The organism is Haladaptatus sp. DJG-WS-42 (assembly GCF_037198285.1).
GTDB lineage: Archaea > Halobacteriota > Halobacteria > Halobacteriales > Halococcaceae > QDMS2.
This window is the reverse complement of sequence record NZ_CP147243.1, coordinates 1,575,175-1,602,028: the sequence shown is the minus strand read 5'-3', so window position 1 is coordinate 1,602,028 and position 26,854 is coordinate 1,575,175. Positions and strand designations below refer to the sequence as shown.

Below are 26,854 nucleotides of genomic sequence, written 5' to 3'. Positions count from 1 at the left end.
AGGCGTTCTTTTCTCGCCAGCCCAACAGGTGCGTATGGACGACTATCTCATCGACGACGAACACCTCTCGTTGGCTCGGAAATCCGTACTCCCGGGGACGGGCTTTTTCACCCCCGACTCGTTCGACGACGAACTCGAAGAACAGGAAGTGAAAGAAGCCCTCGAGGGTGCCTCGACCGTCGTCATCGCAGACCCGGACGCAGACGGACTCGCCTGCGTGGCCCTCATCCGCGCCGTCTACGGCGAGGCCGCGCTGGTCGGCGCTGGGCCTTACGACTTAGAGGACGCGATGGAGCACGTCGCCGAATACGCAGAACCCGGGGCGACCGTCTTCATCTGTGACCTCTGCCCGGACAAGTTCAAATACGTAGACGAGGAGCTGCACCTGCTCGTAGACCACGCGGACGTGACGTGGTTCGACCACCACCAGTGGAACGACGAGGTGGCAGACGCCGTCCGTGAAACGGGCGTCGAACTCGTCATCGGCGACTCAGAGGAGGAGTGTACGGCGGACGTGGCGCTTCGCTCACTTGACTTCGACTTCCCCGACTACTTGGTAGACCTCGCCGCAGTCACGCGAGACCACGACCTCTGGTTGCGCGAAGACCCTCGCAGCGACGACCTCGCAGACCTCGCCTACTGGAGCGAACCAGAAGAGTACGCAGAACTCATCCAAGAACACGGTGCAGCCCTCCCGGAAGAAGCCGAGGAGTTCTTAGCCGAGATGCGAATCGAGAAAGAGGCGCTCATCGAGCAGGCGATTTCGCGTGCCAACTTCCACGAAATTGGTGACTGGACGGTCGGCGTGACCTACGGCCGGTGTTCGCAAAACGAGGTCGCAGAAGCCCTTCGTGAACAGGGCTCTGACGCTGCCGTCATCGTCAAACCCGCAGGCAGTGCGTCGATTCGCGGCACCGAGACGTTCAAACGCTGTCACGAAGTCGCCGCACAAGTGAACGGTGGTGGCCACCCGAAAGCCGCAGGCTGCAAACCTGACATTTACGACGACATGCTCGACTACGCCCACCACTGGACGACGCAGGGTGCCGTGACCAAACAAACCATCATCTCTGCGTTTGAGCGACTCGCAGCCGAAGAATCGGCGAGCAGTGAACCGGACGACGACGAATAACACTCCGTTCGATCACCCTTCGAAACAGGGCAAATAGTTATATCACAACACTGCTATTACCATCGCAGGGGCCATCCTGCGATTTGTTCTCTGTGCCCCTACCCCCACCCCCCTTACATTCCCACGAGCGACGGCGTTTCAGGCGTCGCGGTCGCCGACGACCCAGCGGTCTGAGTAGGCCGCACCGCAGGTACAGTGGGCGTAGGCGTGGATGACGTTTCCTTCCGCGTACAAGCCGCCTACCTCCTCGTTTTGCTCCTCTGCGAACGCGAAGATGTTGCGAATCTGGTGGTCGTCAGTTGACTCGTCGTCCCACTTTTGTGGACAGGTCGCAGAGAGCAGGTCGCCGCCGATGTCGCCTTCTGTGCCCATCGCCCGCTGGGCGAACGTCATCGGGTCAACGCCCGTTGCTTTCTCGTACATCGCGCGGCCTTGCTCGCCGGGGAGCACCATCACGACGCCCTCGTCTCGCAGCTCGCCGTGGTCTGCGAGCGCCTCCGGGTTCGAGAGGGCGTGGGCGGCGAAGAAAATCAACACGTCGTCGGTACGCTCACCAGCAAGGAACTCCTCACGCGCAGTTTCGCTCATGGCCGTGCTATCGGCGCAGTAAATAAAAACGGTGTGGCTTACCGCTCGAGTTCGTCGCCGCGAGCAGGATGCGAAGCGCCTCGTCCGGGGAGAAGTCAGGAGCGACCGCACCGGTCACGGTGCACAAGAGCGTATCGAAGACGCCATGCGCCAACACCTCGCGATTGGGCGCTTTCTTTACGGCTCGCTCCAGCACATCTAAGATTCGTCGAGCGACCGCGCAATATCGGTCAGGCTCGAATTTGGGGCTTCAACCGCCGTGTACACGGCTCGTTCACCCGGCTTTCTGAGACCGTAGAGGAAGCCACTTTCGACGATGTCAACGAGGACAGAGCTCCCAAACGAGCGTCCGGAGTGTTTGACCCATGCGTCCAGATGGTTCTCACCCTCGCCGTCGGCGCGGGCGAGCCGAGCGTTGTCGAACGCGCCGTGGAACTCCGGCCCGTCGCTGCCGAGGGGCGATTCGATTCGCGAGTGGTACTGTTTGCCGTCAAGGACGAGGCGGACGACGTCGCCGACGGGGAAGGCGTCGTGGTGGGCTTCGGGAATGGTTATCGACGGGCGGTCGGTACGGCCACGGCGAGTGAGTGTCGCGCGGACTTCCGTCACCGAAGGGTTGTCACTCGAAATTTTGTCAGCCATTGGTGGGGACACGAAAGCGGACGGCAAAGGTTCTGCGCTTTCGAGAGCAAAGCCGTGTCACTCGGGAGCCGAGGAACGGAAAAACAAACCGCCAAAAACGGGGTTATTCTTCGTCTTCGCCGTCGTCCTCGTCGAGGAGGGCTTCGATGGACTCGTCACCGCGGACGGTGATTTTGGCGTTGATTTGGCGCGTTTCGTCACTGATTTCGCGGCCACGGACGGTGATGCGGCGGCGCTCGCCGTCGCGCTCTGGCTTGTAGCCCGTGCCACCGGTGAGGAGGACTGCTTTGACGTTCGGGCCGGAGACGTCTTTGCGCATCGCGCGGCCGGTGTTATCGGAGCCGCCGGTGATTTCGAGCGTGTAGCCGGAGAGGCCAACGGCGCTTCCGTCTACGTCATCGCCGATGGACTTGCCCATGAATCGGTTCGCATCCTGTCCCTCAATGTCGCGCTGAAAGGTCTCGCCGGACTCGGGGTCAGCGACGACGACCTGAAAGTCTGCCATGCGTGTGTAAATATGGTCGCGCTTGAAAAGCACATCGAAACCTCGTTTTCCCCGGGTGGTCGCCCCGCACGGCCGGGTGGATGGCCTAGGCTATGGGCACCGTCAACGCGACCCGATATGCCCGAGCGCATATCTGTAGAACACCCGGAGAAGGCCGGAGCGGTCCGAAAATGGCCGATTTGTCAGTGTAAATCCCCGAAGCGTCAAGTGCGTCCGGGACGAACAGACAGCCATCATGGACTCAAAGCGGCTCGAACGGGCACTCACGGCGGAGTTTGACCCGAATGCAGACGAGCTGCGCGTCGTTGTCCGTCAAGCGTGTGACTTAGCCGATTCAGGGAAGGTAGCTCGCGACCGCGGCCACGAGCTCACGGTCGAAGACATCATTGAAAACCTGAACGACGCACCAAAGCACAGCTCGCTCTCCCAGCGCTGGAACTGGTGGCTCGGCGCGCTTGAGACGGCCTACGGCGGGTACGCAGAGTTCCGAATTCTCCCGACGCTGTTTGGCGACATCTGAACCGATGGAGGCAAACGAATAGCGCCACTACCGTCGCGCAGATGAAGCTACGCTTTCTCGGCGGTGCACGAGAGGTTGGCCGGAGTGCCATCCTCGTAAACGACCGCCTCCTCTTAGACTACGGGATGGCCCCCGGCAACCCGCCAGCCTACCCCGTCTCCGACGTTTCGCCGGACGCCGTCGTCGTCTCACACGGTCACTTAGACCATATCGGCGCGTTGCCAACGCTGTTGTCGGGAAACGACCGACCACCGATTCACTGGACGCCGCCAACGCGCGAGCTCGCGTTGACGCTCTGTCGAGACACGCTCAAGCTCCACGGGGGAACCTACGACTGTCCGTTCACCGAAGTCGAAGTCGGTCGGATGACACAGGTGTCCAACGAACACGGCTACGGCGAAACGTTCGAAGGCGCTGGCCACGAAATCACGTTTTACAACGCCGGGCACATCCCCGGCAGCGCCCACGTCCTCGTAGACGACGGCGAAACGAAACTGCTCTACACCGGCGATTTCCACACCGACGATACCCGACTCCTCTCGGGGACGACCGACCGCCCCGACGCAGACGTGGTGCTCTGTGAATCGACCTACTCTGACGTTGACCACGACCCGCGCGAGCAGGTCGAGAGGCGCTTCGCAGAGAGCGTACAAACCACGGTCAGAGAAGGCGGCACGGTCATCGTTCCAGCCTTCGCAATTGGTCGTACCCAAGAACTCCTCCACGTCTGTGCGGCCCACGGTATCGACTGCTACGTAGACGGGATGGGCAAGTACATCACGCAGCTGCTCCGCTCCTACCCCGAGTACGTCCGAAGCGAAGCTGCGCTCAAGCGAGCGAAGTCGAACGCCCGATTCGTGACCGGGAAAAACGGCCAGCGAAAACGCATTGCGCGCAAGAACACGGTCATCGTGACTACCAGCGGCATGCTCACCGGTGGCCCGGCGATGACCTACGTCCCCGAAATCCGCACGAACCCAGTCAACAAGCTCACCTTCACGGGCTATCAGGTCGAGGGCACGCCCGGTCGTGAGCTACTGGAGTACGGTCGCGCAGAAATCAACCGCCAGGTGATGCCCGTGAGCGCGCAGGTCGAAGCGTACGACTTCTCCGCCCACGCAGACCGGAATGGGCTCAAAGCCTTTCTCGCCAGCTACACAGACACGCCAGTCCTGCTCAATCACGGCGACCGGTGTGAGGCGTTTGCCGATGAGTTGCAGAGTGAAGGATTCGACGCGAGTGCGCCGGAACTTGGCGAGACGGTTCACGTCGAGTAACGGGACACGGGTGGTGTCCGGTCGTTCTCGCGTCTAGACTCGGTTAGGGACTACAGTGGCAACAGAAGTCGATTCGCCCACCGTTGGAGACTCGAAGTATCGGGTGCTCCTGCCGATTGATACGGATGAACAAAGTGCGCTGTCACAGGCGCACTATGTGAACTCGCTCCCGGATGCGACAGCGTCGGTGTTGGTGACGCTCACCCACGTGCTGCACGGTCCTGAACTCGACGCCTCGAGAGAACTGCAGAGTGCACAGCGTGTAGGCGCGGTGCTGGCCGCCCACGAGTGGCTTACCGAACACAATATCGAATCCGAAATTCGGGACGTTGACCATCCGTACCCACCAAGAGACGGAATCCTCGCCCTTGCAGAGAAGATAACCGCAGACGCGATTGTGCTGTCGGGCAGAAAGCGCAGCGCGGTCGAAAGTGTCCTGTTCGGCAGCGTCGTCCAGACCATCCTCAAAAACACGACACGCCCCGTGGTCATCGTCGACCCATCGAACAACGACGAATGAGCGAGTGTCCCAGGCACCTTTTTTGCGACAGCAGATTCACCGATTCACACGCCCACCTATTCTTTATGCCCCCATATTTTTGGACATGGTTCGATAATTAGATGTATTTTCGGTTGATGGGCAAACTTTTTGCCCTCAGTTGAGAAACGCGACGCATGGCCAGCCCAGCAATTCACGACCTCCACTTCGACGACGCGCCGGACGTCACCACGGCAGTCCCCGGCCCGGCCTCGAAGCGACTCATCGAGAAGCAATCAAAGATTGACAGCAACGCGGTCGCGTATCCAAAGCGCGTCCCAATCGCAATCGAGGAGGCGAAGGGCGCGACGGTGCGCGACGCCGACGGCAACACGTTCCTTGACTTTTTCGCAGGGATCGGCGTGCTCAACGTCGGCCACTCGAACCCGTACGTCCTCGAAGGCGTCCAAGAGCAACTGGAGAAGGTGGTGCACACGGTCGACTTCCCGACCGAAGCACGCCTCGACCTCATCGAGAAACTGAACGAGATTGCCCCCGGCGCACTCCCGGACAACAACCGCGTGGTGTTCGGCGGGCCAACGGGCAGTGACGCCATCGAGGCGACCATCAAACTCGCAAAACACAACACCGGCGGGTCGGGCCTCATTGCGTTCCGTGGTGCGTACCACGGTGGGAGCGCAGGAGCACTGAGCCTCACGGCGGGCAAGAAGTACAAGGAGAACTACACCCCACTGCTCGGTGACGTGACCCACGTCCCGTATCCGTACGCCACGCGGCAGGAGCAGTCGCCGGAAGAAGCCGCCGAGTCGGCGTTAGCAAACGTCCGCGAACTCCTCGAAGACCCCTACAGCGGACTGGCGAATCCAGCCGGAATTTGGGTCGAGCCGATTCAGGGCGAAGGCGGCGTCGTGACGCCACCTGCGGGCTTCCTCCCTCGGCTGAAAGAACTCGCGGCGGCCAACGACGTACCACTCATCGTCGACGAAATCCAGACCGGCTTCGGGCGGACGGGCCAGTGGTTTGCAAGCGATTGGGAAGACGTCACCCCCGACATCATGCCAATGGCGAAGGCGATAGGCGGCATCGGTCTGCCGCTCTCCGCGACGATGTACCACGAAGACCTCGACACGTGGGGGCCGGGCGGCCACGTCGGCACCTACCGCGGCAACGTGCCCGCGATGGTCGGCGGCATCAGAGCAATCGACTACATCCAAGACCACGACCTGCTCGCCCACGCCCGCGACCTCGGTGGCTACATGCGCGACCGACTACAGGCGGCCGCAGACGGGACGGACAGAATCATCGAGGTGCGCGGCCGCGGGCTGTTCACCGGCGTCGAGTTCGTAGACGGCGACGGCAAGCCGGACAAAGACGTAGTCAAAGCGATCCAACGCTACTGCTACGAGCGCGGCGTGCTCGTCTGGAGCGCCGGTCGGTACGGGAGCGTGTTGCGGCTCATCCCACCGCTCGTGGTGACGCGCGAGCAAGCCGAGGTCGGGTTGGACGTGGTCACCGAGGCAATCGCCGAAACCTGCTGAACGTTCGATACCGAGTGGACGACCTGTCAGTGCGCAGCGGTAGCCGTTCTGGCATCAGTTTGTCATCTTCGGTGTTGTGCGATGCAGCTGTCGAAGCGCGAGCCGGAAAAATCACCGTCTGCCTGCGTATCCGACCCAGTTTTGGGGAATAACTATATGTGGGGTGGTCACATGGCCCAACACGTACCGCTATGAAACCGTGCCACAGCTGTCAAACAGTCATCGACGAGTACTATCTAGATAAACAACTCGAACCCCTTCGTGACCTCACCGTTGACGACTTCAACCTCTGTGCGGACTGTGTAGACATCGTCGCGGATGCGTGCGTCGAGTGCGGCGGCGGCGTGTACGTCCCCCGCACCGAAGCGGCCACCCCCGACTACTGTCCGGCGTGTCGGGCTGACGTTATTGCCGACACTGGCCACGACCCCGGCTGGCATCACGACACCGTGACTCTCTGACCAACGGTTCCCCGCAAATTTTCCGGTTTCGTTAGTGGGTTTCGTCCCAGTGGTCGGCGATGGCCTCGCCGGTCGTAACCCACGTATCGCCCGTGGCGAGCATGTGCTGGAGGAGTTCTTCGAGCATGTCGATGCGCCCGGCGCGGCCGATGATTTGCGGGTGCATCGTCAGGACGAAACAGCGCCCGCGTTTGTAGAGGCCGTCGAACTCGCGTCGCCACGTATCGAAGACGGGTTGCGTGGGTGAGATGCCGCTCTGATACGGAAGCGGCGGATACATGTTGAAGCCGAAAAACGGCCAGTCATCGAGGCTCCACTCGAAGGGGATTTCGATGAGGTTACGCTCGCCTTCAAGGTTGTGGAAGTAGGGAATATCGGTGTCGATGAGGCTGCTTTCGTAGGTGAACCCGTTGTCTGCGAGCAGCGAGAGTGAGTTGTTACTGAGGTCTGCGGCGGGGCTTCGGTAGCCCACGGGCGTCTCGCCGATGACGTCGTCGAACGCATCGAGGCCGCGTTTGAGTTCTTCCTCTTCCTCGTCTGTGGTCATGTTCGCTGGGTTCGTGTGGGTGTAGCCGTGGTGGCCCAACTCGTGGCCCGCTTCGTGAATCGCTTGGATGGTCTCGGGGTACGATTCGACGACTTTCCCGGGGACGAAGAACGTACATTTGCGGTCGTATCGCTCGAACAGTTCGAGGATGCGCGGGACGGCAACGTTCGGGCCGAACTCCCCGCGGGTCTTTATCGGTGGCTTGTCGTACGCAGGGTCGGCTTCGATTTTCGTCCGCCAGAGTTCTTCTGCGTCGAGGTCGAAACTGAACATCGCCGCCGCTCGGTTCTCCCCCCAATTTGCGTCATCCTTGGTAGGCATTCCCATGAAAATTCAGCGAGCGTGGTGAAATATCAATGGGTGTCAGCCACTGTTGCAGAAAGCGGGTGTCAAGATTTTCGGCCAATACCACAGGGAGGCATACAGTTAGGGTACTCTGTGAAAATTGGAACACAAGGACCGTGTGTCATGACAACAGATAGAACACAAGTACTAGAGTACATCGAAGCAAACAGTGACCAGCTTTTCTCTCTTCTTTCGGACCTCGTCCAACAGGAGTCGGTCACCGGGAACGAAGGCCCCGTCCAACAGGTCGTCATCGAGAAGTTCGAATCGCTTGGGTTGACGCCCGACGTCTGGGAGCCAGACGCTGAAAAACTGCGCGGGCATCCGGGCTACTTCGAGACGACGTCGTTCGAGAAGTACGGATACGAGGGCCGACCGAACGTCGCCGCGGTCGTCGAGGGGGCAGGCGACGGGCCGTCACTCGCGTTCAGCGGCCACGTTGACGTGGTGTCGCCAAATCCAACCTCCGCGTGGAGCCACGAGCCGTGGGGGGCAGAAATCGAAGACGGGCGGATGTACGGGCGCGGGACAGCCGACATGAAAGGCGGCGTCGCCGCGTTCATCTTCGCGTATCAGGCGCTTTCTGAGCTCGGCGTTGAGCTTGCGGGCGACCTCATTCTCCAGACGACCATCGAGGAAGAAGACGGCGGCGTTGGCGGTCTGCTCTCCGCGCTAGAGCGCGGTTATCAGCCGGATGCAGCCATCGTCCCGGAACCGTGGATGATTCCGAACGTCGGCATCGCCAGCGCGGGCGTGATGTACTTCCGCGTCACCGTGTCGGGCAAGTCGGCCCACGCCGCCCGCGGCTACCAAGGCGTAAACGCCATCGGCAAGATGTGCAAACTCTACGCGGCGCTCGATGACCTCGACAAGGAGCGCAAAGCCAGAATCGACTACGCTCCCGTCACCAACCGCGACCCGAACGCCGCCGGAAACGTCACCAACCTCAACGTCGGCGTCATCGAAGCCGGTGACTGGCCCTCGACGGTGCCCGGCGAAGCCACCATCGAGTGTCGCATCGGCTGGCCGCCGGGCGAGACCCGCGAGGAGGTTCGCGCACAGGTCGAAGCGGCAGTTGAAAGCGTCACCGCAGACGACGAGTGGCTGGCAGAACACAAGCCAACAATCGAGTGGTACGGCTGGAGCGCAGACCCACACGAAACCGCAACGGACGAAGAAATCGTCACGTTCGCAAAGCAGAACGCAGAGAGCGTCACCGGGCGCACGGGGGCGTTCATCGGCGGCGACGCCGGGCTTGACGAGCGTTTCTACAACCTCTATTACGACATCCCGGCGGTGACGCTTGGCCCCACGGGCGAGAATATCCACGGCGCAGACGAGTTCGTGGAACTCGATTCGCTCGTTGAAACGGCCCAAGCGCTCGCGCTCACGGCACTGGATTGGTGCGGGACCGTGACAGACAATTAAATTACGTTTTAATTATTTCCGAATTATTGAGCATTGTCCGATAATTAGTCATCGGAATTGTTTTATCACCTGTCTTTGTTATGTATCACCATGACAAAGGATGAGTACTCATCACAGCGGCGTCGCTTCCTGAAGACTATCGGGGGCGCGGCGACCGTGTCGATGGTTGCTGGCTGTCTCGGCGATAACGAGGGTGCAGACGGGACGACCACAACGAGCGGCGCTGGCGGCGACGAGACGACCACCAGCGGTGGCGGTAACGGTGGTGGATCCAGCGGCGACGCGCTCAAAGTCGGCGTGTACGGCCCGTTCTCCGGGCCGGCTTCGAACATCGGCGATGCGCTGAAAAAGGGCGCACAACTCGCGGCAAAGGAAATTAACGCGAGCGATTCGGACACGCAGCTGGAACTGTACTTCGGCGACTCAGAATCAGAGCCCGCGAAAGGACGCAGTGCCGTTGAGTTCCTCATCGACGAAGAGGGAGTCGACATGATTGCCGGTGGCTTCCACAGTGACGTGAGCCTCGCGGTGGTCGAAGTCACCGCAGCGAAAGGCGTCCCGCAGATGATTTCGAACTCGGTGAGCGCGGCCATCAACGAGAAAATCGAAAGCCAGGACATGCGCAACGTGTTCAAGATGAGTCCGCCATCCGAAGCGTACGGCCTTGGCTGGCAACAGTTCTTAGACGGGATGCAGGAGGCCGGTGACGGCTACTTCCCGTTCGACAACAAGCGCATTGCCATGATTGGCGAGACCACCTCCTACGGGACGTCCGTGATGGACGCGACCGCCTCGTACTTAGAGGAGGGTGGCTGGAACGTCGTCTCCCAGGACGAAGTGGCAGTCGACGAGACCAACTTCACGTCGCTGCTGACCCGGATTCGCTCGAACGACCCGGACATCGTCTGGGCCGTCCAGACCGCACCATCGGCGGGGGCGAACCTCATCAAGCAGTTCAGACAGACTGGCTTCGACCAGACGCACTTCATGCACACGTTCGTGCCGTCGAACCCGGAGACCATCAACCTCGCCGGAGACGCCGCAAACGGCGTGCTCTGGATGACGAACATCGGCGCAATCCCGAAACTCACCAAAGAGATTGGACTGGCCGACGCGTGGCAGTCCGAGTACGGCGGTGCCGTACCCGGGTCCTCTGGGTCGCTCTCGTACGACAACCTCAAAATCGTCGACAAAGTGATGGCGGAAATCGGTGGCAAAGCAAACCTCTCGGTCGAGACGTGGGAACAGGCGGTCATCGACTTAGACCCACACACCGGCTCTGCAGGGATGTTCGACTGGACCGAAGACGGTCCGTTCCACCAAGCACTGTGGGGCAAGGATACGGTGCCAGCACTGGCCTCACAGATTGTCGACCAGCAAAACAACGTCGTCTGGCCGTTCGAACTCTCGGACACGGAAATCGACAACTCGCTGTACGAGTAACTCAGGCGCACCAGCCGCCGTCCACGACGAGGGTTTCGCCCGTCACGAACGAGGCGGCGTCGCTCGCGAGAAACACCACCGCGTTCGACACGTCCTCTGGCGTGCCAAAGCGCGGTAACAGCGTTTTTTCCTGCTTGTAGGCAACCGTTTCAGGGTCATCGAGTTCCTGTGCGGCCATGCCCGCGTCGATAATACCGGGAGCGATGGCGTTCACGCGCACGCCGTCGGGCGAGAAATCGACCGCGAGCTGGCGGGTCAGATTCACCAAGCCCGCTTTCGACGGCCCGTAGGCGGCGTAGCCCGGCGAGCCGTGTAAGCCCGCGGTGGAGGCGATGTTGACGATGCTCCCCGAGGTTTCGAGCAGCGACGGAAGGGCGTAACGGGCGGTGAGAAACGCCCCGCGAAGATTCACCGCGAGAACCGTATCCCAGTCTGCGACCGACACCTCGTCTACACTCCCGAGGTGGTTTACGCCCGCGTTGTTCACGAGCACCGAGAGCGGGCCAAAGCGGTCGATTGCAGCCGCGATGCTTTCTCGTACCTGCGTTTCGTCAGTGAGATCTGCCTGCAAGAAAGCTGCACTCCCGCCCAGTTCTTCTATTTCTGTAACGACCGACTGTTGTTCGTCTCGTGGGGTTTCTGCAATGTCGAGCGCAGAGACCGTCGCACCCGCCGCCGCAAACGAGAGCGCAATGTGGCGGCCAAGGCCGGTGGCCGCGCCGGTCACGAGGACGTGGTCGTCTGCAAACGAGAGGCCGTCTGCGAGCGGTGGAATCGAGGCTGTCATGCGAAACGATGGCGCTGCAGGAACATAATAATTCGAAAACCAGAGCGTGAGACCGTCCGCTCAGACAGTCGGCCAGCCGTGGTAGGCGGCGTAGGCCTCGAACCCGTCGCCGAGCAAGTCTGTGAGGGCGTCGGTGAGGTCGTCTTCCGCGACGTCGTAGGCGGAAACCGCCTGCTCGAACGAGACGAAGCCGCTCGCCACGTCCGCTGCGACACGCGCGACGGAGCGGTTCGCATACTCGCCGTAACCACCGCCGCCGCCCATCGTCACCGAGACGACGTCGCCGGTGTCGAGCGGCGTATCCCACACGGTTCCGAGCGGCGATTCCGTGCCGTCGGTTCGGGTGACCGAGGTGTCGCCCGGCATGCCAGTACCGCCGCCGCCCACACCCCACGCGCCGTTTTCGAGCCGTCCGGCGTAGCCCGTACTGCTCGCCGGGCCGGAGGCGATTTCGAAGGCGCGACGAACCCCGAGGCCGCCGCGATACTCGCCGACACCGCCGCTGTCGGGCACGAGGCTGTAGTCTGCGACGCGAAGCCACTCGTGGTCTTGTTCGATTGCTTCGATAGGGATGTTCATCTCGTTTTGGAGCGGGTTCGTCGTCGCGGATGCGCCGTCGCCGCCGGGGTACGCTCCCCAACCGCCGCCGGGCAGGTCCATGAACACCTCCGTGTGGTCATCAAATTGTTTGGCGAACACGATGGGCGTCGTGCTGTTGAACGCGCTTGCTGGGACGCGTTCTGGTGAGAGGTCAGAGAGCGCCCGGAGCACGGCGTCGTAGATGCGACAGCACGTCTTCATCCGGGCGCGCGTCGCTGCCGGTTCGGTCGGGTTGACGAGCGTCCCCGAGGGAGCCTCGATGGCGATTGGCCGATAAACCCCGGCGCTGATTGGGAGGTCTTCGCCCCCGAGCGACGCCAGTACGGCAAAATACGCCGCAGAGTGCGTCGAGGCGATGGGCGAGTTGATGTAGCCGGGGAACTGGTCGGCCGTGCCGGTGAAGTCAACGGTTAACTCGTCGCCATCGACGGTGACTTCGACGCGAACCGTCGTGTCCACGGGTTCGTCGCCGGGCGCTTCGATTTCGACCGTCTCGCTTCCCGTCGCGGTGCGGTCGTCGAGTGCGGCGATGCGACTTCGCATGAACCGCTCTGCGTAGCTATCGAGTTCTGAGAGCACCTCGCGGTACGTCTCGACGCCGTACTTCGTGGCGATGCCCGACAGGCGCTCGACGCCGCGGCGATTCGCCGAGAGTTGGGCGTTGAAGTCGCCGATGACGTACTCGCTCGCCCGGACGTTCGAGGCGAGCGTGCGGACGAAGTTGTCGAACTCGCGGCTCGTCGTATCGAGGACGAGCGGCGGGAAGCGAAAGCCCTCGCCGTAGGTGGTCGAAACGCCCGTTCCTAAACTGGCCGCACCCTGCCCACCCATGTCGATGTGGTGGGCGATACTGCCGGCAAACCCGATTCGCTCGCCGCCGACGAACACCGGGTGGAAGGCAATGATGTCCACGATGTGCTGGCCGCCGTGATACGGGTCGTTGAACACCAGAATCTCGTCTTCTCCGAGCGACGCGGCGACCTCGAAGTTGTGGGCAAGCGCGTACGGCATCGACCCGAGGTGCATCGGGATGTGTTCTGCCTGCGCGATGAGGTCGCCGTCGGGGCCGAACAGCGCGGTCGAACAGTCTCTTGCCTCGCGGATAACAGAGGAATAGGCGGTGCGAAGCAGCGTTTCGCCCATTTCTTCGGCCGCGCTGTGCAGCGAGTTTCTGACGATTTCTAAGGTTGCCGGGTCGATGTTACTCATCTGTGTCCTCCAGAATCATGTTGTAGTGGTCGTCGATGCGTAGGGTCTGGTCGGGGAGGACAACGGCCGTGCTGTCTTCCATCTCGACGATTGCCGGGCCGGTCGTTTCGTAGCCCGGGGGCAGGGTCTGGCGCTCCAAGACGGTCGCCGTGTGGTGGTGACCGTCGAGGTACACGTCGCGGGTGCCTGCGTCTGCGACGTCGTCTATCTCCCACTGGATGGTCGGCTTCTCGCCGGGGACGGTCACCGCGACGCGGCAGGTCACCACCTCGATGTCGCTCTCCATCACGAAGCCATAGCGTTCGTCGTGGCGGGCACGGAACCGGTCTGCGAGCGCGTCTAAGTCTTCGGCCGTCAACTCGGCCGGCGTCTCGACGCTGATTTCGTGGGCTTGCCCCGCAAAGCGCAGATCGGTGTGGCGGGTCACCGTCGCCGATTCGGGGACGCCAATCCCGCTTCGTGCCGCTGCTTCGAGGTCGGTGAACTGCTGTTCGAGCGTCGCCGCGGGCGTGTCTGCGAGTCGGCTGATGTTCGTCTTGCTTGCGGTTCGGCGCACATCCGAGTACACCAACCCAACCGCAGAAAGGATGCCCGGGCGGGGCGGAACGACGACTCGTTCTGTGCCGAGTTCGCGGGCAACGGCCGCGGCGTGGAGCGGGCCTGCACCCCCGAATGAGACAAAGGAAAACTCCCGCGGGTCGATGCCCTGCTGGACGCTCAACACCCGCGCGCTCTCGACCATGTTCATGTTCACGATGTCGTAGACGGCCTGTGCCGCCTCAAGCACGCTGCAGTCGAGTTTTGCTGCGAGCGGGGCGAGCGCGTCTTCTGCCGCCTCTTTCGAGAGGTCGATAGATCCGCCGAAGTTGGCGTCCGGATTAATCAGGCCGAGAACGACGTTCGCGTCGGTGACGGTTGGTTCCGTCCCGCCGTGGCCGTAGCACGCAGGGCCGGGGTCTGCCCCCGCCGAGCGCGGCCCGACCTTGAGTAGGCCGCCGTCGTCCACCCACGCAATGCTCCCGCCGCCCGCGCCGATGGTCCGAATGTCGTACATCGGAATCGAGGCGGCCTGTTCGCCGATGGTTCCCTCCTTCGTGATTTCGGGCGTTCCGTTTCTGACGAGGCTGGTGTCCGCGCTCGTCCCGCCCATGTCGAAGGTGAAGATGTCCGAAAAGCCTGCTTGCTGGGCAAGTGCGGTGGCGGCAGTCACGCCCGCAGCGGGGCCGGAGACCCCCAGATACACTGGCAAGGTGGCGGCTTCGGTGGTGGGGACAACGCCACCGTCAGAACGCATGACGACAATTTCATCGACGGCACTGTGGGCGTCGATTTCGCTCGTCAAGCGGTCGAGGTACGTCTCTGCGACCGGGCGGGCGTAGGCGTTCAACACCGTCGTATTCGTCCGCTCGTACTCGCGGAACTCGGGGAGTACCTCACTCGAGGTCGTCACGGGAATGTCGAGTTCGGCGTCGAGCAGTTCCTTTGCGCGCCGTTCGTGTTCGTCGTTCACGTACGAGTGGAGAAACGAGACGGCGACCGATTCGATGTTTGCCGCAGAGAGAACCGCCGCAATCTCCGTGACCGCGGACTCATCGAGTTCCGTAACGACCTCGCCGTCGGGGCCAATGCGTTCTTCGACGCCAAAGCACCGGTAGCGCGGGACGAGCGGCTGTTTTCGCTTGTACGAAAGGTCGTAGATGTCGTCGCGGTCTTGTCTGTCCAGTTCGAGAATGTCCGCGAACCGCGCGGTGGTGATGAGTGCCGTCTCCGCACCTGCCCGTTCGAGGATGGCGTTCGTGACGACGGTGGTGCCGTGTGAGAGCCGACTCGCCTCTTTTACCCCGCTTTCACGAAGCGCATTTCCGACCGACCGCTCCGGTGTTTCGGGAACGGACGGCGTCTTTACGACGCGAACCGTTCCGGTCTGTTCGTCAATGCTGATGAAATCGGTGAACGTGCCACCGATGTCGACGCCGATGCGTGTGTCTTCTGGCATAGTTATGATAACCTAATCCGGGTGTGCTGGTTCTGTGCGTCGCGGTCTGCAAACCGCGACGGAGAAAAGATAGAGAGGTCAACGAACGGATCGTCGCCGAGCGCGAGCGCAGAGACGGCGTCGCCAACGCCGGGAGAAAGCATGAAACCGTGGCCGTTGAATCCGGCCGCAGTGATGAGGTTTTCGACCGTTGCGTGGGAGCCAATAATTGGCAATCCGTCTGGCGTGGCTGCCTTCAGTCCAGCCCACGAACGTTCGATTTCCATGTCCGCAAAGCGCGAATCGACGCGCTCGATGCGTTCACCGAGTTCGAGGAGGGTGTCGAGACTGACGCTACCGTCGTACGAGTCGGGGTCTGCAGGCTGTCCCGCAAGTGGCCCGCCGATGAGCGTTCCCCCACCCGGTTCGTCGCGGTAGTAGACGTTGTGGTCGAGCGAGAGCACCATCGGGGAGTCGTCGAGGCTGACCGGCGACGTGAGCGCGAACGTCCGAATGGGTGAGATGGGCATCGAGACGCCAGCCAGCGACCCAATCTGTGGTGCCCAGACGCCCGTCGCGTTCACGACGGTCTGTGGCTGGATTCGGCGGTCACCCGCAGTGACAGTCTCGACGCTGCCGTCCGAAACCGAGATTTCCGTTACCGGGGTGTTCGTGTGAATCGTTGCACCTGCCGCACGAGCAGCCTGCGCCTGTGCGGTCGCAAACAGGTACGGGTCTGCGTAGCCGTCGGTCGAGACTTCAGTGCCAAAGGAAACCGCGTCGTCACACAGCGTCGGGAGGCGGTCACGACACTCGTCGCCCTCGTAACGCCGGACTGGTGTGCCGAACTGTGCTGCGTTGTCGGCTGCCTGTTCGAGTTTTTCCCGATAGGCGTCGCCGCCGAGAAGTAGGTAGCCCGGTTGGTGGAGGCCAATGCCCGTCTCTCGCTCCACGGCTTCGAAAACCAGCACGCTTCGGGCGGCGAGGTGTGCCGTCTCTAGGGTTGAAAACTGGCTGCGAAACATCCCCGCGGCTTTCGCGGTGCTTCCGCCACCTATCGACTCCGCTTCGAGAAGGATGACCTCGCCGCCGCGTTCGGCTGCTGCCCGTGCCGTGCTCGTCCCGACCGCGCCGCCGCCGATGACCAGTACGTCACACGAACTTGAGGGGGGCATTGTCAGGTTGACCGACGCCCGAGGTACATCTCGACCAGTTCGTCTTCGTCGGTGAGTTCGTCCTTCCGGCCCTCGAAGGACACCGAGCCTTGGTCTAAAATGTAGATGTACTCGGCGATATTGAGCACCTTTCGGACGTTCTGTTCGACGATAATCATGTCAATGCCCGCGTCCTTGAGGCGCGCGAGGTGGTCGAACACCTCGTCGATGAGGTTCGGCGCGAGTCCGGCGCTCGGTTCGTCGAGGAGGAGGAATTTCGGATCTGCCATCAGCGCGCGGCCGAGTGCCAACATCGCCTGCTGGCCACCGCTCATCGACCCGGCGAGCTGACCCTCGCGTTCGCGGAGGACGGGGAACGTCTCGTAGACGTGTTCGTACCGCTCTGCAAGCACGTCGCTGTCGGATTCGAGGTACGCACCCATCCGCAGGTTCTCTTTGACGGTCATCTCGGGGAACACGTTCCCGCCCTGTGGGACGGTGATGATACCGCGTTCGACGATGTCCCGAGGCGTGGCCTCGGTCATGTCTTCGCCGAGAATTTCTAAGGTTCCGTCCCAGATGGGGACGAGGCCGTTCATCGCCTTGAGCGAGGTCGATTTCCCGCTGCCGTTCGGCCCGATGATGCAGTTCACCCGGCCGACCTTGACATCCATCGACAGGTCGTGGAGCACCTGATTCTCGCCGTAGCCAGCATCGACACCGTCGAGAATGAGTGCAGAGTCGTCGCTCATTGTTATTGCCCTCCGAGATAGGCTTCTCTCACAAGGTCGTTCTGCTGCACTTCTTCAAACGTGCCGCTTGCGATGTTCTGTCCGTTGTTCATGACGATAACGCGGTCACAGAGTTCGGCGACGATGGACATGTCGTGTTCGATGATGAGGATGGTTCGGCCGTTTTCGTTGAGTTTTGCGATGTGGTCTAAGATGTCGTCCATGAGCGCCGGATTCACGCCGGCGCTTGGCTCGTCAAGCAAGATGAGGTCTGGGTCGAGCATCAACACGCGGGCGATTTCGAGCAGTTTCTTCTGTCCGCCACTCAGGTCCTCGCCGTGGTTGTCGGCAACCCGTGTGAGTTCTAAGTCGTCCAGCAACTCGCGTGCGTGTTGGAGTTTTGCCTCGCCAGAGAGCGGCGATTGGGGAACGAGCATGTTCTCGAACACGGTGAGTTTGCCAAACGGTTTCGTCTCCTGGAACGTCCGGCCAAGGCCGAGCGTTGCGATTTCGTGGGTCGAACTCGACGTGATGTCGGTGCCGTCGAACACGATGCGCCCGTCGTCAGCCGAGAGGAATCCCGTGGTGAGGTTGAACGTCGTCGTCTTCCCACTGCCGTTCGGGCCGATGAGACCAACGATTTCGCCGCGTTCGATTTCGAAGTCCAATCCGTCTACCGCGACGAGGCCGCCGAACGATTTTTTCAGGCCGTCAATTTCGAGCAGTGCAGTCATTTATCGCGCTCCTTTGTGTCACCGAAGAGGTCAGTGAAGCCATCGAACTGTTGTTTGAGGATGTCTCGTTGCGTCGTGCTGCCAGCGATGCCGTCGGGGAAAAACAGGATGATCAACATCAACAGCAGTCCCCAGATGAGCAGGCGCTGTTCGATGACGCCACGGAGTAGCTCTGCGACGCCGACAACGGCGATGACGCCGAGGATTGCGCCGCTGAACGTCCCGAGCCCGCCGATGATGCTCATTGCCATGAACTGAATCATCTGGTTGAGTTCGAGCATCGGCGGCGAGATGATGAGGATGTTGTACGCCTGCAGTCCACCGGCGACACCAGCGAGCGCAGAGCCGATGAAAAAGCCGACGAGCTTGTGGCGGTAGGTGTCGTTGCCGAGCATCTGGGCTGCGTCCTCTGCCTCGCGAATCGCGCGGGCAATCAGCCCGAACCGAGAGACGAGCAGGGCGTACTGTACGATGAGCAACACGAAGACAAGCACCAGCACGAAGTAGTAGAAGGTAACCCGGTCGCCGCCGAACATCGGCGCGAACCCGGTGTAGCCGGTTGGTCCGTTGGTCACGTCACGGAACGTGATGACCGCGAGGTGGATGATTTCTGCGAACGCGAGCGTCACCATCGCGAGATACGACCCGCTCAGCCGGAGCGCAGGAATCGTAATCGGGAGACTGAACAGCCCGGCGACCAGCCCGCCGATGGCCAGTGCCACGAGCGGTGGAATGCCGAATTCGGCGGCAGAGATGACCGTCGCGTACGCACCAACGCCATAGAGCGCCGCGTGCGTGAAACTGAACATGCCGAAGTAGCCAGCGAGAAGGTTCCAACTGGAGACGGCGAGGATGAAGATGAGTATCTGGAGCGTGACACTCAACTGGAACTCGCGGAGCACGAACGGTGCAGCGAGCGCTAACAGGATGCCAAATGCGGCGATAATGCCTTTCGGCCCGACGAGGTCTTCTTTGAGTCGGGTCTGTGTCCGCGAAACCGTCAGGCGGAGTGATTCGGCGAGGCTCATCCGTCAATCACGCCTCCAATGCCGGTTGGCTTCACAATCAGAATCACAATCATCGCAAGGAAGAGCAACATCGAGGTTTGCTGACTCGACGTGAACGTGAGGCTCACACTGCGAAGGACACCGATGAGCAGCGCCGCAATCAGCGTGCCACGGACGCTCCCGAGCCCGCCGATGATGACCACGATGAACGCGAGCAAGAACGGCTGCCAGCCAACGGAGGGATAGATGTTGAAAATCGGTGCGAGCAACGCGCCTGCGAGTCCGGCAAGCGCCGCGCTGATACCGAAGGTGATGGCGTAGATGCGGTCAGAACGCACGCCCATGAGCTTTGCCGTGTTCTGGTCTTGGGCAACTGCACGCATCGCCATGCCGAGGCGAGTGTACTTGATAATCGCAAAGAGGAGGCCAAGTGCGACGAGTGCGACGACGAACAGATACACCTGTTCTGCCACGAAGAAGAACGGTCCGACTTCCCACACGCCCGGAACGATGGTGGGGAGCGTCCGCCGAGTGGAGCCCAGTGGAGAGCCTCTGATGATGTTCTCTAGAACCACTGCCAATCCGAACGTCCCGATGATGGCAGCGAATTCAGCGTTATCTCTGTCCCGTAGGCGGCGAACAACCCCGAACTCAGTCACCATACCGAGGACGAACACGACGAGAACTGCGCCCGGAAGCGCCAACAACGCGTTGCCCGTGAGCTCGAAGGTGAGAAAGCCGGCGTAACCACCCATCATAAACATTGCACCGTGGGCGAAGTTGAGGATACGAGTCACACCCCAAATGAGTGTGAGTCCAACCGCCACCAATGCAAGTTGGCCACCAAACAAAATTCCATTAAAAATTTGTTGGAGAACCAAGAGTAGGTCGACCATATGACAGCCTTTGCAGAAGAAGGATAAAAGCCTTGTTTTGTGTTCACTTCTACCAAAGTGAGAAATACTCCGTACGGTCAGGTGTCGGGCGTGAGGCGGATGGGAAAAACCGAACTGCCCTTCGTAAGGTGTCAGTCGAGATCCGGAAGGAGCTTCGTCATCAGTTTGTCGAGGTCGTAGTCGTTGAACGGGTTCGACCCGTTTTTGAGCGTCGTGATGACAAACGTCGAGCTGGTGCGGTCGATTTCATCGATCTCTTCGAACGCCTCGATGAGTTCTTCGACCATCTCACGCGACATGAGGTGCGAGACGAGAATGAAATCCGTGTCACCAAGCGTGAAGTAGACCTGATTGACTCCGTGGATCGCCCCCAGCTTCTCGCCGACGGTTTTGTGATAGCCAGAGTCGTACTCCGCCCACACCTCGGTGATGAGCGTGAGGCCAAGGCCTGCTTTCTTGAAGTTGATGTCGAACACTTCGTTCTCGATGATACCGTCTTCCTGCAACTTTTTGAGGCGATAGTGAACGGTCGATTTTGGGATTCCCGTTTCGTCTGTAATCTTGTCCGGGCTGCCAGAGCCGAGCGTCCCGATTGCCTTCAGAATTCGAATATCCTTCTCGTCCATAGACAGCGTTCGGAACATTCCGTAATGATTGTTCTGTGTTTAGTACTCGCGCTGTCAGTCAGTCAGCTGAAAATTCTGCAAACGAACGGGTAGGTTCGGAAAACCGATTGAAAACAGCGGTCGCAGTGCGATTAGTCGTCGCTCGTAACGCCAGTGCGCGCGCCACGCGCAGAGCCAGGTTTCGCGGAGATGTCCTTTCGCCGGGCGTCAAGCTCTGAGAAGCCGTACACTAACACGACCAGCGTCACGACGCCGAGTGGAAGCAAGATGAGCGGGCTGAGGTTCGTCATCCCGTACAGGAGGTAAATCACGCCCGTTGCAATGAGCACGGTAAAGGCGTAGTACATCTGGGTGCGGACGTGGTCAATGTGGTCTGAACCCGCGAACGTCGATGCGAGGACGGTGGTGTCGGAGATTGGCGAACAGTTGTCGCCAAACACCGCACCGCTGAACATCGCGCCGACGGCGACGGCGAGGAACTGTGGGTCGTTGCTGCCGATCTCCCACGCGAGTGGAATCACGATTGGCGTCATAATCGACATCGTCCCCCACGAGGTGCCAATGGCGAACGCGATGAACGCCGAGGTGAAGAACACGACAACGGGCACCATCAGCGGTGAGACGACGCCCGTTGCGTACTGGGTGACGTACGCGCCAGTGCCAAGCGCGGAGGCGACGGAGCCAATCGACCACGCGAGCACGAGGATGCTCACCGCAGGGAGCATCGTCCCAAAGCCGTCTAAGACGGTTTCCATCGACTCGGCGATGGACAAGAGGCCTTCGCTGAGTGCGAGGAGGATGGCCGTGGCAACCATGGCGAACGACCCCCAGACGAGTGCGGTCGCAACGGCGGTGTTGTTTATCATCTCGATGAACGTTCGACCGGGCGCATAGCCCATCATCACCGCACCGCCGATGACGGTTGCGACGAGCGCGAACACCGGGAGGACAAACACCCGAAGCGGGGCATCCTCGGTGACGGGTTCACCCAGTTCGTCTTTGATGTTCTGGAGGGCGTTTGCGTCCTCGCGGATGACGTTGCCCGTTTTTACCGCGCGATTTTCGGCGGTGAGCATCTCGCCGAAATCCCGCTGTGTGATGACGATGATGCCGACCATCGCCACTGCGAGAATGGAGTACATGTTGTACGGAATGCTCTGGATGAACGTTGCTGCCGCAGACGGCGTCTGTTCTGCGATGCCGAGTTCTTGATACTGCGTTTCGATGAGGCCGATTTCGAAGGCAACCCAGCTTGAAATCCCGATTGTCGCCACGGGTGCGGCGGTCGAATCGAGGATGTAGGCGAGTTTTTCGCGCGACATCTTGAGTTCGTCTGCAAGGTTCTTCATCGAACTGCCGACGATAGCGTTGTTGGCGTAGTCGTCGAAGTTCCAGAGAATGCCGAGCAGCCACGTTGAAATCCCGATTTTTCGGTGTGAGTCGATGCGTCGCGTTGCGAATTTAGTGATGGCGTGTGCGCCGCCTAACTTCCAGATGAGCGCGATGCCAGCCCCAAGTAACATCACGAACACGAGAATCGTCGCGTTGAACGTACTTGCACCGATGGCGTTGACAATCCACTCGAACGTCTGTGCCACGCCGAGGTTTCCGGCGTAAATGACTGCGCCAATCCACACACCGACGAACAGTGAAAGCATCGCTCGTCGGGTGATAATCGCCAGCGCAATCGCGATGAGCGGTGGCGCGAGTGATAATATTCCGAATTCTGTAGCCATGTTCTATGCGTTCATATAACATGGAATAAAACAATTTCGTCAATTTTTCAACTTATTCGCGACAGTTTGTGCCATCAGCTGTGTAGACATACACAGACGAACACCAGCAGCACACAAACGACCCTATCCGGTCAGTTGCTAACAGTGGGACTACACATGCTGTGCCGCCAGACGAATCCCTTTCTGTGTAGCATCCGAAGATGCGCCAATGGTCTCCAATCAGAGCGATACCTTCGACATCGGTGGCGAACTCACCGTCAACCGACTCGGATTCGGTGCAATGCGCATCACCGGCGACGGCATCATCGGTGAGCCAGCCGACGTAGCGAATGCAAAGGAAGTACTCAGAAACGCAGTCTCCCTCGGCGTCACCTTCATCGACACCGCAGACTCCTACGGACCGGGAACGAGCGAGCGACTCATCCGCGAGGCGCTCGCCCCCTACGCAGACGACCTCGTGATTGCGACGAAAGGCGGCCTGCTTCGCAACCGACAGACCGACTGGAAGCCGTGTGGCGACCCCGACTATCTCCGGAACGCCCACCTCGCAAGTCTCGACCGGCTTGGCCTCGACGCGATTGACCTCTATCAGTTCCACCGCCCCGACCCGGACACGCCGTTCGAAGACTCCGTAGAGGCACTTGCCGAACTCAAAGACGAGGGCCTGATTCGCCACGTTGGCCTCAGCAACGTGAGCGTCGCCCAGTTAGAAACCGCCCGCGAAATGGTGGACATCGCCACGGTGCAGAACCGATACTCCATCAAAGAGCGCAACGCAGAGGACGTTCTCGACGTCTGCGAAGCCGAAGGCATCGGCTTCATCCCGTGGTTCCCGCTCGGTGCAGGCGACCTCGGCAAGACGGGCGAAATTCTCGACGAGATTGCCACAACCCACAGCGCCACGCGCTACCAGATTGCCCTCGCGTGGCTGCTCCAGCACTCACCGGTCATGCTCCCGATTCCGGGCACGTCGAGTCTGACCCACTTAGAAGAGAACGTTGCTGCCTCCGCCATCACGCTCTCTGCAGACGAACTGGCGCGCCTCAACGGGTAACCGAGAGAACCTTTTTCGCGTGTGTGATAGTATATCTAGCATGGTTGAACACGACCTCACCCCAGCGGAAAAGGCAGCCTTACACGAACTCCAACTCGGTATCGAACACCTGTATCGTGCCTTCGGGAAGTTTCTCGAATTTCATCACGGTATCGGCCACGCGATGGACCGTTTTGCCACCGCAGAGCGTGTGCTCCGGGAGGCAGGGTACACCGACTTTGCGGACGAGTTGCGCGACCAGCACCTCCCCGCGGGCGTGGTTGGCGACAAGTGGACGTACGAACTCGTAGAGGAGTTCAAACGAGGATTTCTCGCTGACGCAGACGATTTCGAGCGGCGTGTGTGTCGAGAACTCGCGGGCGGGATAGACCACGTCAGCGAGCGCGAGTTACAGTTGTACTGGCGGGCTAACGCAAAGAAAAACGCGACCTAAGCCTGTTCGACTGTTTCTGCGTGCTTCTCAAGTGCTGCAGCGAGCTTCCGCGCGTCGTCGGGCGAGAGGCGTACGGTATCGGCGTGTGGCGAAAGCGTGTCGAGTTCGGTCGGGTCGAGTTCGAGCTGGAGCGAGACGTGATCTGGCTGTTTTCGCGGGGAGGTGACGTTGAGCGTGGCAAACGCTTCCTCGGTGAAGCCGTGGCCCTCCGCCTTGGCGTCGACGAGGTCAAGCGTGGTGTACGCGTTGACCGTCATGAGTCGGTCGGCCATCAGTCGTCAGATGGCGCGGGCGAGGCGTCCATTTCGTCGTCTTCTGCGTACGGGTACCACGTCATCTTCGTGTTGTGCATGAACGGGTCTTCGTAGGAGGTCTCCTCGGGTTCTGCGAGGCCCTGAAGCTCGTCCTCATCCTTCGCGGCGATGAAGTCACGGAAGCTTTGGCCCTCTTCTCGCTGGGCTTCGTACACCTGCAACAGGTTCTTGATGTAGCCCGGCACCTCGTCTGCGGCGACGCGCATCTCGACCCACTCTGCGAACTGTGGGTTCTCGCCGAGGCCGCCACCGAGGCCGATGTCGAACGCTTCGACGGGGTCGCCGTCCTTGCGCGTCTTCATGCCTCGAAGGCTGATGTCCGCAATCTGTGGCTGGGCGCACGATGCCGTGCAGCCAGAGAGGTGGATGTGGAAGTCGGTGATGCCTTCGGGCAGTTCGACGTTGTCGCGAAGCCAGCGGCCGTAGCGCACCATCCGATTTTTCGTCTCCACGATGGAGAGCGAGCAGTACTCGGTCCCCGTACACGCAATCGACCCACGCATGAACGGGTGTGGGTCGGGCGAATACTCCTCCAGAAGCGGCTCTGCGAGGAAGTCGTCGAGGTCCTCTTCTGCGATGTCGGCGATGATGATGTTCTGGCGCTGGGTGAGACCAATCATCTCAGAGCCGTACGCTTCCGCGAGGTCTGCGAGTTCGATGACGTCTGCTGCCTTCTGGCGGCCGACAAGCACGTAGAGGCCGACGAAGTACTGGCCGTTGTTCTGTTCGTGGACGCCGATGTAGTCACCCGACGCGTCGTTGCGCCCGGCGTTGTAGTCGTATTCGTGGCGCAGGTCGTCGCCCGCGGTTTCGAGTTCGTAGTCCATGTACTCGTCTTGGAGCACGCGACGGAATTTCTCGGGGCCCCACTCGTCCATGAGGAACTTGATGCGGGCGTTGAATCGGTTGTCGCGGTCGCCGTGGTCGCGAAACAGCGCGGAGATGCCAGCCGACACGTCAGTCATCTCCTCTGGGCGGCAGAACACGTCGATGTCGCGGGCGATGCGCGGCTCTTTGCGCGCGAGGCCCCCGCCGACGCGGACGTTGAAGCCAATGACTTCTTCACCGTCGTGAGAATTCTCCGAGTTCTCACTGCCTGACGAGCTTTGCTCGTCAACGTCTATTTCTTTGGTTGCTGGCTCAAAGGCGAGGTCGTTGATGTCGCCCTGTCCGGCCCCGCGGGTGTCGCCAGTCACCGAAACCTTCCACTTGCGCGGGAGGTTCGAGTAGGCCTCGTTGCCTTTGAACTCCTCGTTGAGTTCTTCGACGAGCGGCCACACGTCGATGTGTTCGTCGGCGTCGCGGCCAGCGACTGGACTGCCGACGATGTTGCGCCACGAGTCACCGCAGGCTTGGATGGTAGAGAGACCGACTTCCTCAAGTCGAGAGAAAATATCTGGAATATCCTGCAGTTGAATCCAGTGAAGCTGAATCGACTGCCGGGTCGTCCAGTCACAGACCGCGCCGGGCCACTCGGGGTTGTCGGCGGGGCCGCTTGCGTAGTCCTGTGCAATCTCTCCGACGACGCGGAGCTGTTCTGGCGTCAGGCGACCCATCGGCACACCAACGCGCATCATGAAGTAGCTCTCTTGGCCGGAGCGCTGGTGGTAGAGTCCCCACCATTTGAAGCGCTCGAACCAGGCATCGTGTTCGTCTTCGGGGATGGCGTCGAAGCCCTCCTCGGCGAAACGTTCGAGGTGGTCTCGAATTTCGAGACCGTAGGTCTCGTCTTTCCAGCCCTCGACTTTGGTTGGCATATCTGGCTAGTTGTACTAGCTCCATATACGCCCAAGCGTGCCGTCAATCATCCCCGCGTCTGCCTAATTGCGGAAAATATTGCCCAGTTTATCGAGGCGACGTGCGGTGGCGAAGGCGGGGAATGTGCACACTTTCGGGGATGACGCCGTGGAACTCACCGTCTATGACCCGGCCCACGGTCACCCAGTCGGTGACGCTTTCGTCGCCACACACGATACAGCGACCCGCGATTTTCGCGGCGATGTCGCCGTCAGAGATGCCGACACTGACGAACGCTTCGGCGAGGAAATCGGCCACCTCACAGGCGCACACGTCGTGTCGGGCGAGCAACCAGAGGTCGCTCACGCTGACTCTACGGGCGTCGTTTACGCTAATCCACGCCCCATCGTCGAGCGTGTGGACGGCGACTGGCATACCCGTGCTAGCGCCCGGGCGACCCAAAGCCCACCGGCCCGAGCAACGTTCCCCGGCGGTGGTGACAGAGAGAAATGAGAAAACCGCACGCAGGCACGCTATTTTAACACGGTTTGAGCGTCGCAGAAAGCGGGTGATGTTGCCGACAGGCGGTTTTGTGGGTCAGACTTTCAGGTGAGCGCGGGCTTATTTGAGTTAGGCTTCTACGAGGTGGTAGGTCAGCTAACCCCGACACCGGCGCGCTCTCACGTCTTGACTCAGAGCGCACCCGCAATCGAACGGAGGGACACCACTTGAGTAACCAGACACCAACCACAGACGCCGATTCAGACCAAGCAGAGAACAACGAGACGAGCCACTTAGACGACTTAGCGGATGGAAGTGGCTGCACCGAAATCTGGGAGAAACTCTCAGAGCAACGCGAAGCCGCAGACGACTGACGACCCAGCCTCGATAGCTGTGTGCGGAGAGCGCACGCCACGCGCAGATTTTTACGTTCCA

The 26,854-nt window shown here is 60.8% G+C and carries 29 protein-coding genes; 12 read left to right on the top strand and 17 right to left on the bottom strand.

The annotated features are described in order from the left end of the window. Positions 1-34: 34 nt before the first annotated feature. A complete protein-coding gene (locus tag V5N47_RS08810; RefSeq protein WP_338726938.1) occupies positions 35-1,132 on the top strand; it encodes a recombinase RecJ in 1,098 nt (365 codons plus the stop codon). 138 nt (positions 1,133-1,270) lie between these two features. Here V5N47_RS08810 and V5N47_RS08805 read toward each other — a convergent pair whose 3' ends face one another. Next, complete coding sequence (locus tag V5N47_RS08805) at positions 1,271-1,720, bottom strand: DUF5807 family protein (RefSeq protein WP_338726937.1); 450 nt, start codon at positions 1,718-1,720, stop codon at positions 1,271-1,273. A gap of 31 nt (positions 1,721-1,751) precedes the next feature. Here V5N47_RS08805 and V5N47_RS08800 point away from each other — a divergent pair, with 31 nt between their 5' ends. Beyond that, positions 1,752-1,922 (top strand): hypothetical protein, encoded by a 171-nt coding sequence (locus V5N47_RS08800; RefSeq protein WP_338726935.1) that lies wholly within the window; start codon positions 1,752-1,754, stop codon positions 1,920-1,922. On the opposite strand, the gene V5N47_RS08795 is transcribed toward V5N47_RS08800, so the two are convergent. Continuing rightward, a complete protein-coding gene (locus tag V5N47_RS08795; RefSeq protein WP_338726934.1) occupies positions 1,919-2,362 on the bottom strand; it encodes a hypothetical protein in 444 nt (147 codons plus the stop codon). The two genes, V5N47_RS08800 and V5N47_RS08795, sit on opposite strands and share 4 nt — an antisense overlap. 103 nt (positions 2,363-2,465) lie before the next feature. Continuing rightward, positions 2,466-2,867, bottom strand: a complete 402-nt coding sequence (locus V5N47_RS08790; RefSeq protein ID WP_338726932.1) for a 30S ribosomal protein S6e — start codon at positions 2,865-2,867, stop codon at positions 2,466-2,468. Between the two features lie 235 nt (positions 2,868-3,102). On the opposite strand from V5N47_RS08790, the gene V5N47_RS08785 reads away from it, so the two are divergent. The 5 genes from V5N47_RS08785 (at position 3,103) to V5N47_RS08765 (ending at position 7,162) form a co-directional block, all read left to right on the top strand. Further along, on the top strand, positions 3,103-3,387 hold the full coding sequence (locus V5N47_RS08785) for a hypothetical protein (protein ID WP_338726930.1): 285 nt from the start codon (positions 3,103-3,105) through the stop codon (positions 3,385-3,387). Between the two features lie 41 nt (positions 3,388-3,428). Beyond that, a complete protein-coding gene (locus V5N47_RS08780; protein WP_338726928.1) occupies positions 3,429-4,664 on the top strand; it encodes an MBL fold metallo-hydrolase in 1,236 nt (411 codons plus the stop codon). A 55-nt stretch (positions 4,665-4,719) separates the two neighbouring features. Next, entirely contained in the window at positions 4,720-5,184 is a 465-nt protein-coding gene (locus V5N47_RS08775; RefSeq protein ID WP_338726927.1) for a universal stress protein, read from the top strand. A 155-nt stretch (positions 5,185-5,339) separates the two neighbouring features. Next, positions 5,340-6,701, top strand: coding sequence for an aspartate aminotransferase family protein (locus V5N47_RS08770; RefSeq protein ID WP_338726926.1), 1,362 nt, complete (start codon positions 5,340-5,342; stop codon positions 6,699-6,701). Between the two features lie 191 nt (positions 6,702-6,892). Beyond that, positions 6,893-7,162 (top strand): hypothetical protein, encoded by a 270-nt coding sequence (locus V5N47_RS08765; protein WP_338726924.1) that lies wholly within the window; start codon positions 6,893-6,895, stop codon positions 7,160-7,162. 31 nt (positions 7,163-7,193) lie between these two features. On the opposite strand, the gene V5N47_RS08760 is transcribed toward V5N47_RS08765, so the two are convergent. Then, positions 7,194-8,036, bottom strand: a complete 843-nt coding sequence (locus tag V5N47_RS08760) for a polysaccharide deacetylase (protein ID WP_338726921.1) — start codon at positions 8,034-8,036, stop codon at positions 7,194-7,196. Between the two features lie 141 nt (positions 8,037-8,177). Between V5N47_RS08760 and V5N47_RS08755 the strand changes: the two genes are divergently transcribed. Both V5N47_RS08755 and V5N47_RS08750 read left to right on the top strand, forming a co-directional pair. After that, positions 8,178-9,482, top strand: coding sequence for an ArgE/DapE family deacylase (locus V5N47_RS08755; RefSeq protein ID WP_338726920.1), 1,305 nt, complete (start codon positions 8,178-8,180; stop codon positions 9,480-9,482). A 90-nt stretch (positions 9,483-9,572) separates the two neighbouring features. After that, the gene (locus V5N47_RS08750) at positions 9,573-10,925 is read left to right on the top strand and encodes an ABC transporter substrate-binding protein (protein ID WP_338726918.1); all 1,353 of its coding nucleotides are present in this window, start codon (positions 9,573-9,575) and stop codon (positions 10,923-10,925) included. 1 nt (position 10,926) lies between these two features. On the opposite strand, the gene V5N47_RS08745 is transcribed toward V5N47_RS08750, so the two are convergent. The 10 genes from V5N47_RS08745 to V5N47_RS08700 form a co-directional block, all read right to left on the bottom strand. After that, positions 10,927-11,712, bottom strand: a complete 786-nt coding sequence (locus tag V5N47_RS08745; RefSeq protein ID WP_338726916.1) for an SDR family NAD(P)-dependent oxidoreductase — start codon at positions 11,710-11,712, stop codon at positions 10,927-10,929. Between the two features lie 60 nt (positions 11,713-11,772). Then, positions 11,773-13,521: a hydantoinase B/oxoprolinase family protein gene (locus tag V5N47_RS08740; RefSeq protein WP_338726914.1), complete on the bottom strand. Its 1,749-nt coding sequence runs from the start codon at positions 13,519-13,521 to the stop codon at positions 11,773-11,775. Then, positions 13,514-15,517, bottom strand: coding sequence for a hydantoinase/oxoprolinase family protein (locus tag V5N47_RS08735; protein WP_338726912.1), 2,004 nt, complete (start codon positions 15,515-15,517; stop codon positions 13,514-13,516). Before V5N47_RS08735 ends, V5N47_RS08740 begins: the two co-directional genes overlap by 8 nt. 2 nt (positions 15,518-15,519) lie before the next feature. Then, on the bottom strand, positions 15,520-16,671 hold the full coding sequence (locus V5N47_RS08730; protein ID WP_338726910.1) for an FAD-dependent oxidoreductase: 1,152 nt from the start codon (positions 16,669-16,671) through the stop codon (positions 15,520-15,522). A gap of 2 nt (positions 16,672-16,673) precedes the next feature. Then, positions 16,674-17,402, bottom strand: a complete 729-nt coding sequence (locus V5N47_RS08725; RefSeq protein WP_338726908.1) for an ABC transporter ATP-binding protein — start codon at positions 17,400-17,402, stop codon at positions 16,674-16,676. Between the two features lie 2 nt (positions 17,403-17,404). Next, on the bottom strand, positions 17,405-18,115 hold the full coding sequence (locus V5N47_RS08720) for an ABC transporter ATP-binding protein (protein WP_338726906.1): 711 nt from the start codon (positions 18,113-18,115) through the stop codon (positions 17,405-17,407). Then, positions 18,112-19,143, bottom strand: coding sequence for a branched-chain amino acid ABC transporter permease (locus V5N47_RS08715; protein ID WP_338726904.1), 1,032 nt, complete (start codon positions 19,141-19,143; stop codon positions 18,112-18,114). Before V5N47_RS08715 ends, V5N47_RS08720 begins: the two co-directional genes overlap by 4 nt. Then, the gene (locus tag V5N47_RS08710; RefSeq protein ID WP_338726903.1) at positions 19,140-20,018 is read right to left on the bottom strand and encodes a branched-chain amino acid ABC transporter permease; all 879 of its coding nucleotides are present in this window, start codon (positions 20,016-20,018) and stop codon (positions 19,140-19,142) included. Before V5N47_RS08710 ends, V5N47_RS08715 begins: the two co-directional genes overlap by 4 nt. A gap of 131 nt (positions 20,019-20,149) precedes the next feature. After that, positions 20,150-20,644, bottom strand: a complete 495-nt coding sequence (locus V5N47_RS08705; RefSeq protein ID WP_338726902.1) for an Lrp/AsnC family transcriptional regulator — start codon at positions 20,642-20,644, stop codon at positions 20,150-20,152. Between the two features lie 131 nt (positions 20,645-20,775). Further along, on the bottom strand, positions 20,776-22,380 hold the full coding sequence (locus tag V5N47_RS08700) for a Na+/H+ antiporter NhaC family protein (RefSeq protein WP_338726901.1): 1,605 nt from the start codon (positions 22,378-22,380) through the stop codon (positions 20,776-20,778). Between the two features lie 208 nt (positions 22,381-22,588). Here V5N47_RS08700 and V5N47_RS08695 point away from each other — a divergent pair, with 208 nt between their 5' ends. Together V5N47_RS08695 and V5N47_RS08690 are read left to right on the top strand one after the other, a co-directional pair. Continuing rightward, a complete protein-coding gene (locus V5N47_RS08695; RefSeq protein WP_338726899.1) occupies positions 22,589-23,434 on the top strand; it encodes an aldo/keto reductase in 846 nt (281 codons plus the stop codon). Positions 23,435-23,474: 40 nt separating this feature from the next. Continuing rightward, positions 23,475-23,867, top strand: a complete 393-nt coding sequence (locus V5N47_RS08690) for a hypothetical protein (RefSeq protein WP_338726898.1) — start codon at positions 23,475-23,477, stop codon at positions 23,865-23,867. Here the strand turns inward: V5N47_RS08690 and V5N47_RS08685 are convergent. From V5N47_RS08685 to V5N47_RS08675, 3 genes are all read right to left on the bottom strand, one after another. Continuing rightward, complete coding sequence (locus V5N47_RS08685; RefSeq protein WP_338726897.1) at positions 23,864-24,139, bottom strand: DUF6360 family protein; 276 nt, start codon at positions 24,137-24,139, stop codon at positions 23,864-23,866. The genes V5N47_RS08690 and V5N47_RS08685 overlap by 4 nt on opposite strands. After that, the gene (locus V5N47_RS08680; RefSeq protein WP_338726896.1) at positions 24,139-25,938 is read right to left on the bottom strand and encodes a ferredoxin--nitrite reductase; all 1,800 of its coding nucleotides are present in this window, start codon (positions 25,936-25,938) and stop codon (positions 24,139-24,141) included. Before V5N47_RS08680 ends, V5N47_RS08685 begins: the two co-directional genes overlap by 1 nt. Before the next feature lie 88 nt (positions 25,939-26,026). Beyond that, positions 26,027-26,353 carry a hypothetical protein gene (locus V5N47_RS08675; RefSeq protein WP_338726895.1) on the bottom strand — a complete coding sequence of 109 codons (327 nt, stop codon included), beginning with the start codon at positions 26,351-26,353 and terminating at the stop codon, positions 26,027-26,029. 293 nt (positions 26,354-26,646) lie between these two features. On the opposite strand from V5N47_RS08675, the gene V5N47_RS08670 reads away from it, so the two are divergent. Beyond that, complete coding sequence (locus V5N47_RS08670; protein WP_338726894.1) at positions 26,647-26,793, top strand: hypothetical protein; 147 nt, start codon at positions 26,647-26,649, stop codon at positions 26,791-26,793. Positions 26,794-26,854 lie beyond the last annotated feature (61 nt).

Bases quoted from the DNA above. Each gene is read 5' to 3' on its own strand.
- V5N47_RS08810 (WP_338726938.1), top strand. From the start codon at position 35: ATGGACGACTATCTCATCGACGACGAACACCTCTCGTTGGCTCGGAAA.
- V5N47_RS08805 (WP_338726937.1), bottom strand. From the start codon at position 1,720: ATGAGCGAAACTGCGCGTGAGGAGTTCCTTGCTGGTGAGCGTACCGAC.
- V5N47_RS08795 (WP_338726934.1), bottom strand. From the start codon at position 2,362: ATGGCTGACAAAATTTCGAGTGACAACCCTTCGGTGACGGAAGTCCGC.
- V5N47_RS08790 (WP_338726932.1), bottom strand. From the start codon at position 2,867: ATGGCAGACTTTCAGGTCGTCGTCGCTGACCCCGAGTCCGGCGAGACC.
- V5N47_RS08785 (WP_338726930.1), top strand. From the start codon at position 3,103: ATGGACTCAAAGCGGCTCGAACGGGCACTCACGGCGGAGTTTGACCCG.
- V5N47_RS08780 (WP_338726928.1), top strand. From the start codon at position 3,429: ATGAAGCTACGCTTTCTCGGCGGTGCACGAGAGGTTGGCCGGAGTGCC.
- V5N47_RS08770 (WP_338726926.1), top strand. From the start codon at position 5,340: ATGGCCAGCCCAGCAATTCACGACCTCCACTTCGACGACGCGCCGGAC.
- V5N47_RS08765 (WP_338726924.1), top strand. From the start codon at position 6,893: ATGAAACCGTGCCACAGCTGTCAAACAGTCATCGACGAGTACTATCTA.
- V5N47_RS08760 (WP_338726921.1), bottom strand. From the start codon at position 8,036: ATGGGAATGCCTACCAAGGATGACGCAAATTGGGGGGAGAACCGAGCG.
- V5N47_RS08755 (WP_338726920.1), top strand. From the start codon at position 8,178: ATGACAACAGATAGAACACAAGTACTAGAGTACATCGAAGCAAACAGT.
- V5N47_RS08750 (WP_338726918.1), top strand. From the start codon at position 9,573: ATGACAAAGGATGAGTACTCATCACAGCGGCGTCGCTTCCTGAAGACT.
- V5N47_RS08745 (WP_338726916.1), bottom strand. From the start codon at position 11,712: ATGACAGCCTCGATTCCACCGCTCGCAGACGGCCTCTCGTTTGCAGAC.
- V5N47_RS08740 (WP_338726914.1), bottom strand. From the start codon at position 13,521: ATGAGTAACATCGACCCGGCAACCTTAGAAATCGTCAGAAACTCGCTG.
- V5N47_RS08735 (WP_338726912.1), bottom strand. From the start codon at position 15,517: ATGCCAGAAGACACACGCATCGGCGTCGACATCGGTGGCACGTTCACC.
- V5N47_RS08730 (WP_338726910.1), bottom strand. From the start codon at position 16,671: ATGCCCCCCTCAAGTTCGTGTGACGTACTGGTCATCGGCGGCGGCGCG.
- V5N47_RS08725 (WP_338726908.1), bottom strand. From the start codon at position 17,402: ATGAGCGACGACTCTGCACTCATTCTCGACGGTGTCGATGCTGGCTAC.
- V5N47_RS08720 (WP_338726906.1), bottom strand. From the start codon at position 18,115: ATGACTGCACTGCTCGAAATTGACGGCCTGAAAAAATCGTTCGGCGGC.
- V5N47_RS08715 (WP_338726904.1), bottom strand. From the start codon at position 19,143: ATGAGCCTCGCCGAATCACTCCGCCTGACGGTTTCGCGGACACAGACC.
- V5N47_RS08710 (WP_338726903.1), bottom strand. From the start codon at position 20,018: ATGGTCGACCTACTCTTGGTTCTCCAACAAATTTTTAATGGAATTTTG.
- V5N47_RS08705 (WP_338726902.1), bottom strand. From the start codon at position 20,644: ATGGACGAGAAGGATATTCGAATTCTGAAGGCAATCGGGACGCTCGGC.
- V5N47_RS08700 (WP_338726901.1), bottom strand. From the start codon at position 22,380: ATGGCTACAGAATTCGGAATATTATCACTCGCGCCACCGCTCATCGCG.
- V5N47_RS08695 (WP_338726899.1), top strand. From the start codon at position 22,589: ATGGTCTCCAATCAGAGCGATACCTTCGACATCGGTGGCGAACTCACC.
- V5N47_RS08690 (WP_338726898.1), top strand. From the start codon at position 23,475: ATGGTTGAACACGACCTCACCCCAGCGGAAAAGGCAGCCTTACACGAA.
- V5N47_RS08685 (WP_338726897.1), bottom strand. From the start codon at position 24,139: ATGGCCGACCGACTCATGACGGTCAACGCGTACACCACGCTTGACCTC.
- V5N47_RS08680 (WP_338726896.1), bottom strand. From the start codon at position 25,938: ATGCCAACCAAAGTCGAGGGCTGGAAAGACGAGACCTACGGTCTCGAA.
- V5N47_RS08675 (WP_338726895.1), bottom strand. From the start codon at position 26,353: ATGCCAGTCGCCGTCCACACGCTCGACGATGGGGCGTGGATTAGCGTA.